The sequence below is a fragment of the Spirosoma gilvum genome (genome assembly GCF_054776815.1).
This window is the reverse complement of the sequence record NZ_BAAHBH010000005.1, coordinates 300,269-316,072: the sequence shown is the minus strand read 5'-3', so window position 1 is coordinate 316,072 and position 15,804 is coordinate 300,269. Positions and strand designations below refer to the sequence as shown.

The window sequence follows — 15,804 nt, the reverse complement described above, 5'->3', positions numbered from 1 at the left end:
CTCTATTTGGGCGTGTTTTTTACCTCAAATGTAAACCGCTGAAAACCCGCTTGCCCATCGCGGGTAAGGCCGTTCACCTCTACCTGATAGGTGCCGGTCTGATCGGACGTGTAAAAGTCGGCCTGTGCTTTGCCCTGGGCGTTGGGATTCCAGTTCGGATTCCAGTAGAGTAGCGTTCGGGCGTCGGGTAGTCGACTGGAGGTTTGTTTTGTAGCTGTTCCAGCCGGACGGTCGTAACGGGGCGCGAAAAACTCCCATTGCAGTTGAAGACCGTCGTAGTCAAGTCGCACCAGTCGGTTATCGAGCGGAAAACCGGCCAGATCACCTTTGTAGGTCATAAAGCTAATGATACCGCTAAAAATAGCCGGACTCATCAGGTAATAGTTGGTAACGACATCCAACTGTTTCACTTTCAGGGGACTGAACTCAATCACTTTGTCCATGTCGAAGACGGGTACGCCATCGATCAGTACCAATGCCTGATTATCGAAAATGGCCCGATAGGGTTCGTTGAGCACGTTCAGCACAAAATGGCCCTGGCGTTTGCGAGGCATCACACCCAACACATACTCACGCAGGACTTCTTCCATGCGCGGAAATCGGGTGTAGGCATCGAGTAGGTAAGATTCTTTTGGCTTCGCGTAAAAAGCAGCACTGTCGACAATCGGATATCTGTATTGAATGGATCGGTCGCCCCAGTACGTCGATTGTACCTGCATGGCCACGCTTCGATTGGTCAACGAAGCTGTCTGTGATTCGCCTGGAAACTGATCCGACCATTTGCGGGTCGATGGGGTTTCGATAAACGGATTGTTGATGGTCAGCTTGGCCAGACTATCCTGTGGATGCGTTTGAGCGATAAGACTTTTCGGTCCATAAAAATCCTGCACTTCATATAGGATCCGTCCGGCCGTGTCACTCTGCGAAATATATAATCGAATAGGCTTGCCGGGTGTCGAGAGGTAAGTTAGTTTGCGGGCTATAGGCTTTCCGGTTGCCGGATCGGTGAGCGTTCCGCTGACCGTTGGGCCGCTGTATTCGGGAATAAACTGAAACGAAGGGCGAGAAACAGGGCGCATCACATCCTCCCAACGAAAACGTCGCCAGCCGTGCGTCAGCATCAGATTGTCGGTTGCCTGGGCTATTTCTGGAGTTTCAGCTTGCAGGTAATAGTCCGGTGATTCGATGCCGCCCTGCAAATCGGAACTCATCAGTAAATAGCTGAGAATATTGTCGGTAGCGGGCGAACTCAACGAATCGACCCGGTAAACCGCAACCGACAGAGCCGCTTGAGAAGCCACTGACTGAACGGAGGCTTCCAGCGTTACTTTAGTCCGGGATGCATACTGAGGTTGGTCGCTTTTCAGCGCAATGGTAAGCGGTTGGGTCGGACGTTTGAAATACAATCGCTCGCAAACCGGTTTTTGCTGAGCGTCGAATATCGTCAGGTGTGAAATGCCATCACCCAGGGCTTTTTTATCGATCTGAAACGTTGTCTGTCGGTCAATCGAATGGGCTTCGGCTAGTTTGATGGCCTGTCGGGTGTGGGCAAACAGATACACCGTCGAAGGACTATTCAGATTGGTTGTAACGGTTATGGTTAGCTGCCTGGGATCACTATCGTCCAGTTTCATCACATACCCCTGTGGCTGGATGGTGGGTAGTGTACGGGTAAACTGATGCCCTTTCTCATCGCGGAAAAGTACCCGATATGCTGTATTGCCAGTTGGGGTGAGCCTGAAGGTACCCAAACCAAATTTGTGTGTCGAAAATTGGGTCAGTGTATCGTTCTGACTGTTGAGCACCCACCCCCGAACAGCCTGTCCGATCCCCGATTCGTTGACAGCCCGAAACGCCACTTTGCTCGAAAGTCCATCGACCAGATTACCCCCTTCCGGGAAAAACTGAATATCCAGATCGGCGGTATTGGCTGCTGGCGACGGATTCAGTGGCTTGAAGGGGTTAACTATGGTGATCGGCTTTTCGAAAAAGTAGCTGGCCGGAAAATTCTTCATCCAGTTGGTATAAGCCCGCATCAGATAGGTGCCGGAGTTGAGCGACGAAGGCAGAAACAGGGTGCCATCACCACCGTTGGCCGTAAGTGACACTTTCGTTTGTAGTACGGATTTCTGCTCCTTATCCAGCAGTTCAATGTAGGCTACTTTGCTCAAATCCAGTGGTTTGTGGAAACTGCCATCGACATAATAGATTTTGAACCACATGGTCTCACCCGTCAGGTAAAACCCCTGGTCAGTATGCACGAAAATTTTCTCCTGTAAGGTTTGCTGCCGATACTGCTCAACCGATTGTCGCAGCGAGGCCGCCGAACCCGCTGTCTGCCCAAAGCTAGATGAGGAGCTTACAGTTAGCCAATAAAAACAACCCAGCAAGGCAACAATGAACCGAGTCATTCGCTGTGGAAGGGTAGGGGTATGGTGTAAAGTCAGGTGGTTCATTGGCTATCTTATTCCCAAAATGATGGTCGTTTGTTCACCCCTTTATACCGGCAGTCGACGCAGGCAAACGAGGTCACCAGGTATTGATTTTCGCCAAAAAGGCTGATAATGGCGGGTTGTTCTTTCAAAACTTTTGATACCGAAAACGTGTCGACCACACAACCGGGATCGCCTGCATAGGTGGTAATGGTTGGTAACTGATCGCGTCGGATGAAGATTCGTTTACTCGCTACGGTACCAACCCGAAAAAAGCCCATCACCAGATCGTCTGGATTGGTACTGGCCCGAATGTTTCCGGTAATCTGCGACGGCTGCGGGTCGAAAATGGAACCGAGGTTCTGCGTGATCTTTGCCAGTTGATCGTAATAGGCATACCCCGCCTGCGTGAGTGCATACGATTTTACCAGCAGACTATATTTGATGCCCAGCTTCCCCGACGTACCCGCCACCGATGTCAGTGGAAACTGACTAACAATATCCTGGCTCAGCCGCTCAGTCGAGGTAAGCATAATATTGGTCGAATACGTCGTATTCCAGCATCGGTTGATGTCTTCCGTTCGGTTGACAATCTGGTTGTTCTTTAGCTCTAGTTGCGAATAATAAGGAGCCGTAAATTCCCAGGTTTCTTCGAATTCCCAGCGGTAATACCGGGTATTGTTTTTGGGGTCGTGGGTGTTTACACTGAACAACACATCGTTGCCTTCGGTATGCCAGCTCACACTATCGATGGCGGGTGTGGTCAGTACGGGTACATAGTCTGAATAGTAGTCGGTTCCTTTGCTCGTTTTAATATGCAATCGGTAGGTTTCGCCGGTCAGGGGTGTTACGCCCGAGAGCGAATAGGCACCAGCGGTTCCTTCTTTTAGTGTATAAACAGCCTTGCTTTGGCTTTCGATGCTTACCTGCGCTTTGGTTTCGGCCGTGGGCGATTTCGTATCCGTCAGATTTTGGGTACGCGATAGTTGAATGGTTGTGGTGGCCCCCGGTGCGCTATCGAAAAAGCCATTGACAACCAGGTAACTGGCCGGAGCAGCAATCTCGGGCGGACGATAGGGGTCAATGCACCCACTTACGAGCAGGAGCAGAATCCAGCCAAGCCAGTATCTATGTCGGTTATTGCGCATGTTTCTGCCGAAAAACCTAATTACCAAAAACTCGGTCGTTGAATCGTTCCGCCCCGTAATCGACAGTCGACACAGGGTTCACTGGCGGTTATGTAACTGGTACTCATATAGGGGCTGATAATGCCGGGTTGATTCAGTCGAACGTCGCCCGCACTTAAAGTGTCTGTATCACAGCTTCCCAACCCGTTGTTCATATACCAGTTGGGGAGTTGTACCCTGTCAATAAAAATACGCTTAGTCTCGACGGTGCCGACCCGGAAAAAGCCCATCACCAGATCACTGGTATTTGTCAGCGAATGAATATTGCCCACTATCTGGGTAGGTTGTGGATCGAAAATAGAGCCGATATTCTGGGTGATTTTGCCAAGTTGGTCGAAATAATTGAATGCCTCTTGCGTCAGCGCAAATTGTCGTACCAGCATGCTGTACCGGATGCCTAACCGTATGGATGTTCCTGGTATGAAGGTTAACGGAAATCGGCTGACTACATCCTGGCTTAGCCGTAGCGTCGAATAGGTCATGATATTCGTTGAGCTTTCGCTGCCCCAGCATGTGTACACATTGTCCTGACGGGGAATGATCTGCCCATTTTTCAACTCATGCGTTGAGGTATAGACCGAATAGTATTGCCAGGTAGCATCATATTCCCAGCGGTAATAATGGGTGTTGTTTTTCGGATCGTGGGTATTCGCACTGAGTTGAACGCCATCGTTTTCAACCCGCCAGCTCACACTATCGATGGGCGGGGTTGTCACAACAGGTACGTAATCGGAGTAATAGTCCTGTCCTTTCGTCGTCTTAATATGCAGCCGATAGGTTTCGCCCACCTGGGGCGTTACACCCGATAGTGAGTACATGCCACCGGTTCCTTCTTTTAGCGTATAAACGGCCTTGCTTTGGCTTTCGATGCTTACCTGCGCTTTGGTTTCGGCCGTTGGGGCTTTGTTGTCGGATAGGTTCTGCGTGCGGGATAACTGGATGGTCGAGGTTGTGCCGGGGGCGCTGTTGAAGAATCCACTTACAACCAGATAACTGTCGGGCGACGAAATTTCGGGCGGACGGTACGGGTCAATACAGCTACTCACCACAAAAAGTAGTCCCCACCCAACCAGTTTTGTATATAGCTTGCTGTTCATCCTCAAAACCGGAAATTATAGGTGACCGACGGAATGGGTTGCCCAAAAATGGATAGCTGGTACCCATTGATCCGGTAACCTTCTGATTTGAAATACACCGAATAGGGGTTGTGGCGGCCCAGCAGGTTATAGACTGCAATGGTCCAGGAGCTATGCGCCAGCTTTTTGACTTTGTGATTCCCTTCGATATTCATGGCAAAATCGGTGCGGTAATAATCGGGAATACGGTACTGGTTGCGTTCGGAATAAAGCAGACGCGGTACACCGTCCAGTACATATTTCGAAACCGGTAAGGTGATCGGGCGTCCCGTACTATAAGTGAAGTTGAGTGACAGGCTAAACCGGCGATTGATCTTGTAGTTGCCGACCAGCGTTACATCATGTGGCTTGTCGTAGTTGCTTGGATACCAGCTGCCTTTGTTGATAATTTCGTTGTTGGTTGCGTCGGCGGTTCGGAGCAGGGTGCGGGCGTAGGTATAGCTGAGCCAGCCGTTCAGTTTGCCCGTCAGTTTCTTGACCAGAAATTCAACCCCATAGGCTTGTCCTTCGGCATTGACGACGTCCGTTTCGATATGGTGATTCAGAATCAGCTCAGCCCCACTTCGGTAATCCAGCCGGTTCTGCATGGTTTTATAATACGCTTCGACCGACATTTCGATGGTATTGATCCGGTTGTTTTTATAGATTCCAATGGCGTACTGGTCGCCAACTTGCGGCTTAATGTGCGGATCGCTGAGTTTCCAGATGTCGGTGGGGGAAATGACGGTTGTGTTCGACAGCATCTGAATGTATTGCCGTGTCCGGTTGAAACTCAGCTTGATCGAGGCCGTTGATGACAGCCCGTAGCGCAGGGCAATTCGGTATTCGGGGCCGTGGTAGCTGGTGATCGATTTGTTGGTCCCGTAATTCAGCGTATCGAGGATGGTATTTTCCGACTTTGGAACACCCGGTGCATATTGGTAGACCGAATGGGGGCCCAGGTAGTTGTAGAACGAATACCGGATGCCAGCGCTGATCGACAATTTAGGGCTAATGTCGAAGCGGTCGCCGAGGTAGATGGCGCTTTCCAGCCCCTGTTCATTCGGCACCACATCGGGTACAATCAACGATTTGTCGCCCTTAGGCTGAAAGTTGCCGGGTGAGAGGTTGTAGTACGTACTGCTGATGCCAAAATCGACCGTGTGCTGATTGGTCGGGAAAAAGTTGAAGTCGGCTTTTACCTGCGATTGATTGATACCAAAATTCAGGTCATAGGCATTCACCGGATTTTTATCGCTCGACACCTGGTAGGTGTAACCGCTGTAACTGCCCGTGAAAACGCTATAGAGCTTGTTGGTAAAAATGTGTTTCCATTTCAGCGTGGCCGTTTTGTTCTGATACTGATAGGACGTATCGCTGTTGAGCCGAAACTTATCCTGACTCAGATAGCCCGTGAAATAGACCGTGTTTTTCTCATTGGCTTCATGCGTAACGTGCAGGTTCAGATCATAGAACGAAGCCTTACTGTTTTTGAACGACGAATTTTGCAGTTGACGCAATAGCCAGTCGGAGTAGGTGGATCGTACACCCGCAATGAACGACGTTTTGTCTTTAAAGATAGGTCCTTCCAGCGTCAGACGGCCCGTTAACAGTCCGATACCGCCCGAACCGACGAATTTCTTTTTGTTCCCATCACGAGTTTGCACGTCCAGCACCGACGCCAGCCGACCGCCAAAACGAGATGGAATCGCACTTTTGTACAGTTCGGCACTTTTGATCATGTCGGGGTTGAAAGCCGAGAAGAAACCGAACAGGTGCGACGAGTTGTAAATAGTCGCGTCGTTATAGAGAATCAGGTTCTGGTCGGTAGCACCCCCGCGCACGTTGAGGCCGGTTGAGCTTTCGCCCACGGTTTTTACCCCCGGCAGCGTCTGGATTACCCGTAGTAAATCCGCTTCGCCCAGAGCGGTCGGCACCTGCTTGATGCTCTTGATGTCGACCCGTTCCTGTCCCATCTGAAGGCCTGATATATTCTTGTCTTTCTCGGCTTCGATGACCACTTCTTTCAGCGCAATCACGTCATCTTCCATCTCAATATCGAGCTTGCCATCGCTGTAGAGAACAATCCGGCGACGGGTGTCTTTCATGCCGATGCTGCGGACTTTCAGGTCATGACGACCACGGGGAAGCGTGATGGAGTAATAGCCAAACTGATCGCTGACGGTTCCCTGACGTGGATTTTCAATATAAATAGCGGCTCCAACGACGGGCTCGCCGGAAGCAACATTGCGGACAAAACCCGCTAATGTCGAACGGCCCGGCCGGATGGGATTCGTCCGTTTGCCGATTTCATAGGTCTTGGCTTCTGGTTCGGTCTGTACTTTTCGATTGCCCTGCGTCAGATAAGCGTTTAGGGTTGTATCGGAGCCGGTGCCTACTCCGCCCCGGAAAAACCCGATCGGCAGTTCGGTTCGAATGACCCGGTTAACCGTGATATATACCCGTTGCTGAGCATCGATGGCATAATTGTATTTGGAGCCATTGAACAACTGCTGCAACACCGTCCTGACTGGCTGGTTCTGGACACGCATATCCACGACCAGACTATCAATTTCGGCGGGATTGTAAAAGAATCGATACGGAGTTTGGGCTTCGATTCGTTCTGCAAACGCGTCGAAGCGCAGGTTTGAAAAGTCGCCACTGATCAGCTTATCGGGTATGGCCTGGGCCAGTGCAGCTCCGCCAGACCCAATCAGTAGCAACCATAGGAGCGTAATCCGGTAAAGATGGGTCATAGTTTGTGCGTTAGTTCTTCGTACTGCTGTGTAACCCGACTGATCGCTTCTTCGCGCTGAAAGTCCTTGAATTTAAGTTGGTTAGCCCGAATGAATTTTTTTAGCTCCTTGCTCTTGTCCGAAAATACGCTAAGCACTGAGCCTTTGGTTTTGACGGAATGATACACGCCGTCTTTCAAAATAAAGAACCGATCCTGAGGGATGTAATCGGCTTTATACGCGCCACTCGAAATGTCTTCATGAATGGTTTTTACCCGCTGTACCAGCACTTTGACTGGTCCATCATGCAGAAGCTGATAAAAGCCTGTCCGTACGGCTAACGCACTGTCGCCTACAATCTTAACAAATCGGTAGGAACCCATTGAAAAAGCGCTGACTTTATTGGTATGAAGCCGAATTCGATAACCGCCCTCGGGAGGCTGAATGGACAACTCATCACGCACGATGTCGTAGAGCATCGGTATGTCATTATAAGCAGTACCGTTATAGGCTATCGTTCCGCGTTGCAGGGTGTCGATGGGGTAGAAGGGGTGTATTTTGATCCGGTGATCGTGCGGAATGTATTCATTGCCTTCGTATACGTGCTCCTGTCGATAGATGGCTCGTTCGTATACCGCAATGGCCTGGTTTTTCGCACGTTGAATGAATGAACTATCGGACTTGATCGATTGGGCCAACAAACTGCTGGTTGATGACAATATAGCGAAAAGAACAAGTGTGGTCCAGCGCATGAAGTGTGAAAGAGGTCGATAGGCAAATTTAAAAGAATTTGTGAAATGGGTAATACGAAGTAACTGTTGAGTTAATTAATAAATCTCATATGCTCATTTTCGTGTCTAAAGTGGTAAAATGAGAAGGTTGGCTGCATAGGAGCCTGGCAGGTTAAGAAATAAGAATTTAGTATGACCCCGATGGTGTCAAACGTTTATAGATAGCATGATTTCCTATAAACATTTGACCCCATCGAGGTCATACTAAATGTCTTTAGCAAGAAACTCATGAATTGGTCTTGGCTACTTGTACGGCGTACACCTGGCTTTCACCCTCGAAATTGGCCCGGAAAATAAGCCACTTGCCATCGGGCGAAAAGTGAATGTTGGGTTCCAGTTTGTAGCCGTGATGCTTCATATTGACCAGCCGCTCCGACTGGAGCTTATCGCCCTCAGGCCGAAACAGATAGATCCACATCCCATCGTTGGCTTTGGCCACTTGCCCCGGATCGCCCCCATCGCCCGCAAACAGGCTTTGGTCGGGCGAAACGTTGAAGTGAATCGACCATTCATCGCGGGTCATGGCATAGCGCTTTTCCTGTCCGGTACGTACGTCGGCCCCGGCCAGATAGAACGTAACACTGCGGGGTTGCTGCAAATCGAACCAGATGGTTTTGCCATCGGGGCTGAAAAACTCATGACCGGCAATCTCACCTTCCACCGTCCGTTTGTGCATGAGTTTGACCGCTTTGGTTTTGATATTGATATGCCAGATTCGATCGACCAGATGCCATGGCCCTTCGTGACAGAACATCAGCAGATCGGGCTCAGTAGGCGAAAACTGCACATGGCCCAGCCAGGTCCTTTCTTCGTGAATCTGACTCAGTTTGCCCGTACGGGTATCGATGGTGAAGAGGCTATGCGGAACATGGGCTTCGAAGATGCGGGGAAAGAAGTCTTTCTTTTCTGGGTATTTCTTCAGAATCTCACGGGCTTCGTCGCCCCCGCGGCTACCGGCCAGTATGGTTTCGTCGGCGTTGAGGGTGGTGATCGTCGCTTTAAAATCGGCAGGGAAGACAAACACCAGCCTTGTCTTTTTGGTATCGATGTGCGTGGCAAATACGCTGTCCTGACTCTGATAAAACACTTCCCGACGCTTAGGCGCTACAATTTCTCCACCTTTCTGACCAATGGGTTTGGTTAACGGTTCTGCTTTACCCGTCTTCAGATTAACGGAGTATAGTTGCTTCCCCTTCGCGTCTGAATGATAAAACACCATCTTGTCGCCTTCGCTTGCTAACTGCGTAACGAATGGGTTATTATGAAAGTAAAAGCTCTCGTTGCTGCTGCCTATGTTCGATAGGCGTATGATTTTATGCCCCGTATCTTTATCGATCCATTCGGCAGGCATCGGTTTCTGCGAGCCCGTTTCGAGTCGGGCCTGAGCAAAGCCAGATTGGGTATAGCCGCAAAGAAGGGCAGACGCAAGAATGCCAAAGCGGATAAGGGCTGGGAGGGAGAGGGACTGTTGCATACGAGTCGTCAGCGAATTGTTGTACAAAACAATCAAATAAGCCAAGAATACTCTCCTGTACTGTGCGGTAAAGTGTTATGGGATGTCCAGAACTTCCGGTAGTGTCTCAGTTTGAATTTCGTCTAAGCCACCAGCGACGCAGACCAATAAGTGCCCATACCGCCCCAAAAACGCCAAACCACCAATTACCATCCAAAAACTCGTAGATAGAAACCAAGATACCGGCCAAGCCAAATCCAAGCACCCCCCACTTTGAACGGGATTGAAGCAGAAAGTAGAAGCAGACCAGCGAAATAATGACGACAATTACTCCAAAAACGGTTAACGGATTCATAGTGCTTTACAGCTAATCGGTTAATTCAACAATCTGCTGAATACTCATTGGGCCGCTCGTAAGTCTCGCTTCCATTGCCGAGTTACCCGTAACGTTTTATGTACCTTCGCGAAGTTATAATAAACGAAGTGCAACGCAATCCAAACTAGTACAGTGTCTTAAATTCGGTTTTTATACGTTACCCTTATTCGCATCATTAGGCTGGAGAAGGTCCCATTGATTGCCATACAGATCGGCAAAAACGGCCACGGTGCCGTATGCCTCTTCAACGGGGTCACGAACGAATTGAACGCCCTTATCGAGCATCCGGTGATAATCACGCCAGAAATCATCCGTGAATAGAAATAGAAAAACCCGCCCACCTGTCTGATTGCCGATTCGGCTGCGTTGTTCGTCATTTGCCGCTTTGGCCAGCAGCAGACTACACTCATTCGCGCCCGGTGGAGCCACGATTACCCATCGTTTGGTGTCACTAAGTAGCGTATCTTCAACCAGAGTAAACGACAGTTTTTCGGTATAAAATCGGATAGCGTCGTCATAATCGTCGACAACCAGGGCAATATGAGCGATTCGTTGTTTCATACATCTTTGAAATATACGGCAAGATAGCAACCGGACGACCGCTTTCGCTTAAGTTTGCAAGTGCTAAAAATCAGTTTCAAGTTTGGAGTTTCAGGTTGTTTGTGCATCAGTCTGAAACTCCAGACTTGAAACCTCAACCTTGAAACCAGTATCATGCAAGCGGAAACGTTATCTCCTGAAACAGCCTTTGCCCAAACGGGTCTTTCATTACCTCCTGCTCCCCAACCATTAGGTGTTTATAAACCCTTTTTAATTGACGGTAAGTACCTGTATGTTTCGGGGCATGGACCCGTTCAGGACGATAAAAGCCTGATTATTGGCCGTATCGGTGAAGATATGGACATCGAGCAGGGCAAGCTGGCAGCCCGTCAGGTAGGCTTGACCATTCTATCGACCATCCGAACGCATCTGGGCAGTCTGGATCGGGTGAAGCGAGTGATTAAAGTACTGGGTATGGTCAATTGCACGGCTGATTTTGGTCGTCACCCGTACGTGATCAACGGATGCAGCGAACTGTTTGCCGCCGTCTGGGGGACCGAAAATGGCATTGGTGTGCGGTCGGCGGTCGGTATGGGCTCCTTGCCCGATAATATTCCGGTTGAGGTAGAAGCTTTATTTGAACTGGTGTAGCCATGGAACAAACACCCTGGTATTCGATCGACGACATCTCGCATCTGGACACACCGGCACTGGTGGTATATCCAGAGCGGGTAAAGCAGAATATTGCCCGGCTCATCAGCACCGTTGGGGATATAAGTCGGTTGCGCCCACATGTGAAAACGAGTAAATCGCGGGAAGCGGCTCACTTGCTATTGGAAGCGGGTATTCGGAAGTTTAAGTGCGCTACGATTGCCGAAGCCGAAATGCTGGCGATGATCGGGGCACCGGATGTGTTGCTGGCTTATCAGCCCAATACCACCAAAATTCACCGGCTGATCGAGTTAATTAAAGCCTACTCGGAAACTCGCTTTTCGTGTCTGGTCGATAATTCGGATACGGCACAGGCGCTGTCGGCGCAGGCCGTTGCGGCTGGGTTAGTCGTCCCGGTTTATATCGACCTGAATGTAGGCATGAACCGAACGGGCATCGCGCCAGGAGAAGCCGTATTATCGCTGTATTCAGAACTGGAAAAATTGCCGGGTTTGCAACCCGTTGGGCTACATGCCTACGATGGTCAATTGCGTAACCCCGACATTGCCGCCCGAACGACTGAGTGCGATGCGGCTTTCTGGCCGGTGCAGTTGTTGAGCGAAACCCTGGCCGCCAAAGGCCATGGAAAACCGGTTATCGTGGCCGGAGGAAGCCCATCGTTTCCGATTCATGCCAAACGACCTGAGGTTGAATGCAGCCCCGGTACATTTATTTACTGGGATAAAGGCTATCAGACCATTTTGCCGGAACAACCGTTTCTGCCAGCCGCACTGGTGGTTACCCGCGTGATTTCTTTGCCTACGCCAACAAAAATCTGTGTCGATCTGGGACATAAGTCGGTAGCTGCTGAAGGTGAATTAACTCAGCGCGTCACGTTTCTGAATGCCCCCGACTTAAAAGCCGTCGGTCAAAGTGAAGAACATCTGGTCCTGGAAGCAGGAGAAGGCCACTCATATAAAGTAGGCGATGTTCTCTACGGCCTACCCAACCACATTTGTCCAACTGTGGCACTCTACGAACGGGCGTACACCATCGAAGATGGAGCCATCACCGGCGAATGGCGGACCATTGCCCGCGATCGAATAATTGCTGTATAAAATAGTAAACCTGAAACCAGAATCTATAAACCTGAAACAAGCTGCATGTTCACTATAGATGCCCACCTCGATCTGAGTATGAATGCGATGGAGTGGAACCGCGATCTCCGTCAATCGGTGGAACGGCTCCGCGAACGCGAAACCGGCATGACCGATAAGCCAGACCGAGGAAAGGCTACTGTTTCGTTGCCCGCGCTTCGTCAGGGGAATATTGGTCTGGTCGTAGCGACGCAGATTGCCCGATTTGTAGCGCCGGGAAATCCGCTGCCCGGCTGGCAATCGCCCGAACAGGCCTGGGCGCAAACGCAGGCACAGCAGATCTGGTATAAAACAATGGAAGAAGCCGGTGAGATGGTGCAAATTACGGATCTCGCTGGTCTGGAAGCCCACCTTTCGCTCTGGACGGATGGTACTATTCCAAATGATAGAAAGCCCGTCGGCTATATCCTGAGTCTGGAAGGGGCTGATTCCATCATCACACCGGCGTATGTAGAGCGGGCTTATCAGTATGGCCTTCGTGCCATCGGGCCTGCGCACTACGGGCCCGGCCGATATGCGCAGGGAACGGATGCTACCGGATTTATTGGATTGGCTGGACGGGAGTTACTGCGTGAAATGCAACGGTTCAACATTATCCTGGACGCTACGCATCTTTGCGATGATAGTTTCTGGGAAGCGCTGGATTATTTCGAAGGGCCGGTTTGGGCAAGCCATAATAACTGCCGGGCGTTGGTCAATCATAATCGGCAATTCAGCGATGAACAGATTCGGGAACTGATTGCCCGTGATGCCGTCATTGGGGGCGCATTGGATGCCTGGATGATGGTACCGGGTTGGGTACGTGGCCAGTCAACACCAGAAGGGACGGACTGTAATCTGGCGAAAATGATCGACCATCTGGATCATATCTGTCAGATTGCCGGAAATGCTAACCATATTGGTATCGGCTCTGATCTGGATGGCGCCTTTGGCAAAGAGCAATGCCCCTACGACCTCGAAACCATTGCCGATCTACAAAAAATCCCCGATTTACTCCGTCAGCGCGGTTATACCGAAGCGGACATGACTAATGTGATGCACGGCAACTGGTTGCGTTTTTTAAGACGAGTTTGGAGGTAAGATAATGGATAATGGGTTTCTGTTCCTGAGCCATTATTCATTATCCATTGTCCATTATTCATTTATCGAAGGCTGATGACCTTCTACAGCTAGCAGATAAACGGTCATCGATTCGCCGGTTGTAGCAATCCAGTTGTCATAATCGGCGATGGCTGCCAGCCGTTGGTCTTCGGTGATATAACCTGCCTGAACGAGCTGAGGGCCACGTAATTCCGCTACTTCCGACCATAGTCGGCTGGTTTTGGCAAAATCAGCATCGCTTCGTCTGGATAGTTCAAACTGAGGCTCGATGCGTACGTTAGTGAAGCCAAGAGTATGCATCATACCACTCAGATGGTCGGCTATGGCATTATCGAAATCGGCATCCGTTCGCCATTTGAGAAAGGCTTCGTAAAAGGTCCGCATGGATGCTGGCGGCTCTGGCTCCCAAAGAATTTTTTCGTGGTTATAATCGAGAATCGCCAGATGCCCGCCGGGTTTGACCAGTCGTTGCATATTGACCAGAGCAGCTTCGGGCTGAGCGAGCCATTGTAACGTGCGGGCACAGGTGACCAGATCGAATCGCTCGTCGGTCTCGAAGGTGTACACGTCGCCCTGTTCGAATGAAATACCGGGTAAATCGCCAACGTTCTGACGAGCCTGATTAATCAGGTTTTCGCTCGGATCAATGCCCAGAACGCGCCCAGTTGGTCCGGTTTTTTCGGCTATGCTCCGGGTGATGGCTCCCGACCCACAACCGACATCAAGCACCGATAGGCCCGGTTTCAGGTATTTGATCAGATTCCGGTTGCCGTTTTCAACCGTTCGTCGTTCCAGAACCGGATTGTACCCTTTGGGCATAGTAGCCCGGTCAGATATGGGTTGTTCAGCCATAGAGGACATTTGTGTTATAAATGTAGAGACAGGGCATGCCCTGTCTCTACTAAAGGATCATCGCACCCTTACACCTGTATCTACGGTTTCTTCGTCGAAAACTGGTAAATCGTGGTGGTTTTATACGTTTGGCCCGGCCGCAGTACCGTCGTTGGGAAGGCCGGATGATTCGGCGAATCGGGGTAATGTTCCGTTTCGAGGCAGAGGGCAAAGCGTTTTTTGTAGGGGAATCCTTCTCGGCCCGTTACAGAACCATCGAGGAAATTGCCGGTATAAAACTGAATGGCTGGTTCGGTGGTGCGTACTTCCATTACCCGGCCACTGGTCGGTTCGTAAACTGTAGCAGCCAGTTTTAATGAATCGCCGGAGCTGTTCAGTATCCACGCATGGTCGTACCCCAGACCGTATTTGATTTGCACATCGCTGGAGTCGTTGATCCGTTTGCCAATCACTGTAGACTTAGTGAAATCGAACGGCGTACCGGCGACCGGTTGCAGAACGCCCGTCGGAATCAGCGTTTTGTCGACGGGTAGAAAGCGGTCGGCATTGAGGGTCAGTTCGTGATCCATAACGTCGCGCTTGGCACCACCCGTCAGGTTGAAATAGGTGTGATTCGTCAGGTTAACGACCGTTGGTTTGTCGGTAGTGGCCTGATAATCAATTTTGAGCGCGTTGTCTTTCTGGAGGGTGTACGTCACTTCAACCGATAGATTGCCGGGGTAGCCTTCTTCGCCATCTTTCGAGGTGTAGGTTAGCTTCAGAGCTGGTTCGTCGCCTTCAACCGGAGTGGCCGTCCAGAGTACTTTGTCGAAGCCAACCGTACCGCCGTGCAGGTGATTGCCAAAGTTGTTGGTGACCAGCGTGTAGGTTTTGCCATCGAGCGTAAATTTCCCTTTGGCAATGCGGTTGCCGTACCGTCCGACCAGTGCGCCAAAAAATGGATTGTTTTTGACATAAGTTGAGAGCGAGTCGAAACCGAGCGTAACATCTTCAAACTTGCCCTCTTTGTCGGGAGCGGTTAAGCCCACGACAATACCGCCATAGGTAGTAATCTTGGCCGTCATGCCCGACGCATTATGCAGCGTATAGAGGTCGGCAGTTTGGCCATTGGGGAGTTGACCGTAGGTTGTTTTTTCGATGCCTGGTTTTTGTTCGTCGGCTTCTTTGTCTTTTTTAGACGAGCATGCATTCATAGTCACTAAGCCCGTTACTAGAGCCAGGGATAGGAATTGAGTGAATAATTTCATGAATCGATAAGGTGAGTTAAAGCGATTAGTGACTAAAGCGATTTAAGTTCTGATTCTATTCTTTTGGGATTGGTTTTTACCGCAAGGACGCTAGGGGCAAAGAATACTTTCCCGTGGTCTGAATCCGGGGTCTGTGTCCTCACAGACCACTTATGCGTCAGCAACTA

General features: G+C 50.3%; 13 protein-coding genes. 3 read left to right on the top strand and 10 right to left on the bottom strand.

Annotation, left to right across the window (positions count from 1 at the left end; genetic code table 11):
- Positions 1-2: 2 nt before the first annotated feature.
- The 8 genes from ACYVFD_RS15340 to ACYVFD_RS15305 all read right to left on the bottom strand — a co-directional run bounded on the left by ACYVFD_RS15340 (position 3) and on the right by ACYVFD_RS15305 (position 10,650).
- Positions 3-2,456: a hypothetical protein gene (locus ACYVFD_RS15340; RefSeq protein ID WP_461091064.1), complete on the bottom strand. Its 2,454-nt coding sequence runs from the start codon at positions 2,454-2,456 to the stop codon at positions 3-5.
- An 8-nt stretch (positions 2,457-2,464) separates the two neighbouring features.
- Positions 2,465-3,580 (bottom strand): DUF4249 domain-containing protein, encoded by a 1,116-nt coding sequence (locus ACYVFD_RS15335; RefSeq protein WP_461091063.1) that lies wholly within the window; start codon positions 3,578-3,580, stop codon positions 2,465-2,467.
- Positions 3,581-3,600: 20 nt separating this feature from the next.
- Positions 3,601-4,716 carry a DUF4249 domain-containing protein gene (locus tag ACYVFD_RS15330; protein ID WP_461091061.1) on the bottom strand — a complete coding sequence of 372 codons (1,116 nt, stop codon included), beginning with the start codon at positions 4,714-4,716 and terminating at the stop codon, positions 3,601-3,603.
- A gap of 2 nt (positions 4,717-4,718) precedes the next feature.
- Positions 4,719-7,490, bottom strand: coding sequence for a TonB-dependent receptor (locus ACYVFD_RS15325; protein ID WP_461091060.1), 2,772 nt, complete (start codon positions 7,488-7,490; stop codon positions 4,719-4,721).
- Positions 7,487-8,221 (bottom strand): hypothetical protein, encoded by a 735-nt coding sequence (locus ACYVFD_RS15320; protein ID WP_461091059.1) that lies wholly within the window; start codon positions 8,219-8,221, stop codon positions 7,487-7,489. The genes ACYVFD_RS15325 and ACYVFD_RS15320 overlap by 4 nt, the downstream gene beginning before the upstream one ends.
- Positions 8,222-8,486: 265 nt before the next feature.
- Positions 8,487-9,734 (bottom strand): oligogalacturonate lyase family protein, encoded by a 1,248-nt coding sequence (locus ACYVFD_RS15315; RefSeq protein WP_461091058.1) that lies wholly within the window; start codon positions 9,732-9,734, stop codon positions 8,487-8,489.
- Between the two features lie 106 nt (positions 9,735-9,840).
- A complete protein-coding gene (locus ACYVFD_RS15310) occupies positions 9,841-10,068 on the bottom strand; it encodes a hypothetical protein (protein ID WP_461091057.1) in 228 nt (75 codons plus the stop codon).
- Between the two features lie 171 nt (positions 10,069-10,239).
- A complete protein-coding gene (locus ACYVFD_RS15305; RefSeq protein WP_461091056.1) occupies positions 10,240-10,650 on the bottom strand; it encodes a VOC family protein in 411 nt (136 codons plus the stop codon).
- A 153-nt stretch (positions 10,651-10,803) separates the two neighbouring features.
- Between ACYVFD_RS15305 and ACYVFD_RS15300 the strand changes: the two genes are divergently transcribed.
- From ACYVFD_RS15300 to ACYVFD_RS15290, 3 genes are read left to right on the top strand one after another with little or no spacing between them, the layout of a single operon-like run.
- Positions 10,804-11,280, top strand: coding sequence for a RidA family protein (locus tag ACYVFD_RS15300; RefSeq protein WP_461091054.1), 477 nt, complete (start codon positions 10,804-10,806; stop codon positions 11,278-11,280).
- Positions 11,281-11,282: 2 nt separating this feature from the next.
- The gene (locus ACYVFD_RS15295; RefSeq protein ID WP_461091052.1) at positions 11,283-12,398 is read left to right on the top strand and encodes a D-TA family PLP-dependent enzyme; all 1,116 of its coding nucleotides are present in this window, start codon (positions 11,283-11,285) and stop codon (positions 12,396-12,398) included.
- Positions 12,399-12,443: 45 nt separating this feature from the next.
- Entirely contained in the window at positions 12,444-13,517 is a 1,074-nt protein-coding gene (locus tag ACYVFD_RS15290) for a dipeptidase (protein WP_461091051.1), read from the top strand.
- A gap of 54 nt (positions 13,518-13,571) precedes the next feature.
- On the opposite strand, the gene ACYVFD_RS15285 is transcribed toward ACYVFD_RS15290, so the two are convergent.
- Positions 13,572-14,390 (bottom strand): methyltransferase domain-containing protein, encoded by an 819-nt coding sequence (locus ACYVFD_RS15285; RefSeq protein WP_461091050.1) that lies wholly within the window; start codon positions 14,388-14,390, stop codon positions 13,572-13,574.
- A gap of 80 nt (positions 14,391-14,470) precedes the next feature.
- Positions 14,471-15,637: an aldose epimerase family protein gene (locus tag ACYVFD_RS15280; protein ID WP_461091049.1), complete on the bottom strand. Its 1,167-nt coding sequence runs from the start codon at positions 15,635-15,637 to the stop codon at positions 14,471-14,473.
- Positions 15,638-15,804: the final 167 nt, after the last annotated feature.

Coding starts and splice junctions, on each gene's coding strand:
- ACYVFD_RS15340 (WP_461091064.1), bottom strand. CDS start 2,456: ATGAACCACCTGACTTTACACCATACCCCTACCCTTCCACAGCGAATG.
- ACYVFD_RS15335 (WP_461091063.1), bottom strand. CDS start 3,580: ATGCGCAATAACCGACATAGATACTGGCTTGGCTGGATTCTGCTCCTG.
- ACYVFD_RS15330 (WP_461091061.1), bottom strand. CDS start 4,716: ATGAACAGCAAGCTATATACAAAACTGGTTGGGTGGGGACTACTTTTT.
- ACYVFD_RS15325 (WP_461091060.1), bottom strand. CDS start 7,490: ATGACCCATCTTTACCGGATTACGCTCCTATGGTTGCTACTGATTGGG.
- ACYVFD_RS15320 (WP_461091059.1), bottom strand. CDS start 8,221: ATGCGCTGGACCACACTTGTTCTTTTCGCTATATTGTCATCAACCAGC.
- ACYVFD_RS15315 (WP_461091058.1), bottom strand. CDS start 9,734: ATGCAACAGTCCCTCTCCCTCCCAGCCCTTATCCGCTTTGGCATTCTT.
- ACYVFD_RS15310 (WP_461091057.1), bottom strand. CDS start 10,068: ATGAATCCGTTAACCGTTTTTGGAGTAATTGTCGTCATTATTTCGCTG.
- ACYVFD_RS15305 (WP_461091056.1), bottom strand. CDS start 10,650: ATGAAACAACGAATCGCTCATATTGCCCTGGTTGTCGACGATTATGAC.
- ACYVFD_RS15300 (WP_461091054.1), top strand. CDS start 10,804: ATGCAAGCGGAAACGTTATCTCCTGAAACAGCCTTTGCCCAAACGGGT.
- ACYVFD_RS15295 (WP_461091052.1), top strand. CDS start 11,283: ATGGAACAAACACCCTGGTATTCGATCGACGACATCTCGCATCTGGAC.
- ACYVFD_RS15290 (WP_461091051.1), top strand. CDS start 12,444: ATGTTCACTATAGATGCCCACCTCGATCTGAGTATGAATGCGATGGAG.
- ACYVFD_RS15285 (WP_461091050.1), bottom strand. CDS start 14,390: ATGGCTGAACAACCCATATCTGACCGGGCTACTATGCCCAAAGGGTAC.
- ACYVFD_RS15280 (WP_461091049.1), bottom strand. CDS start 15,637: ATGAAATTATTCACTCAATTCCTATCCCTGGCTCTAGTAACGGGCTTA.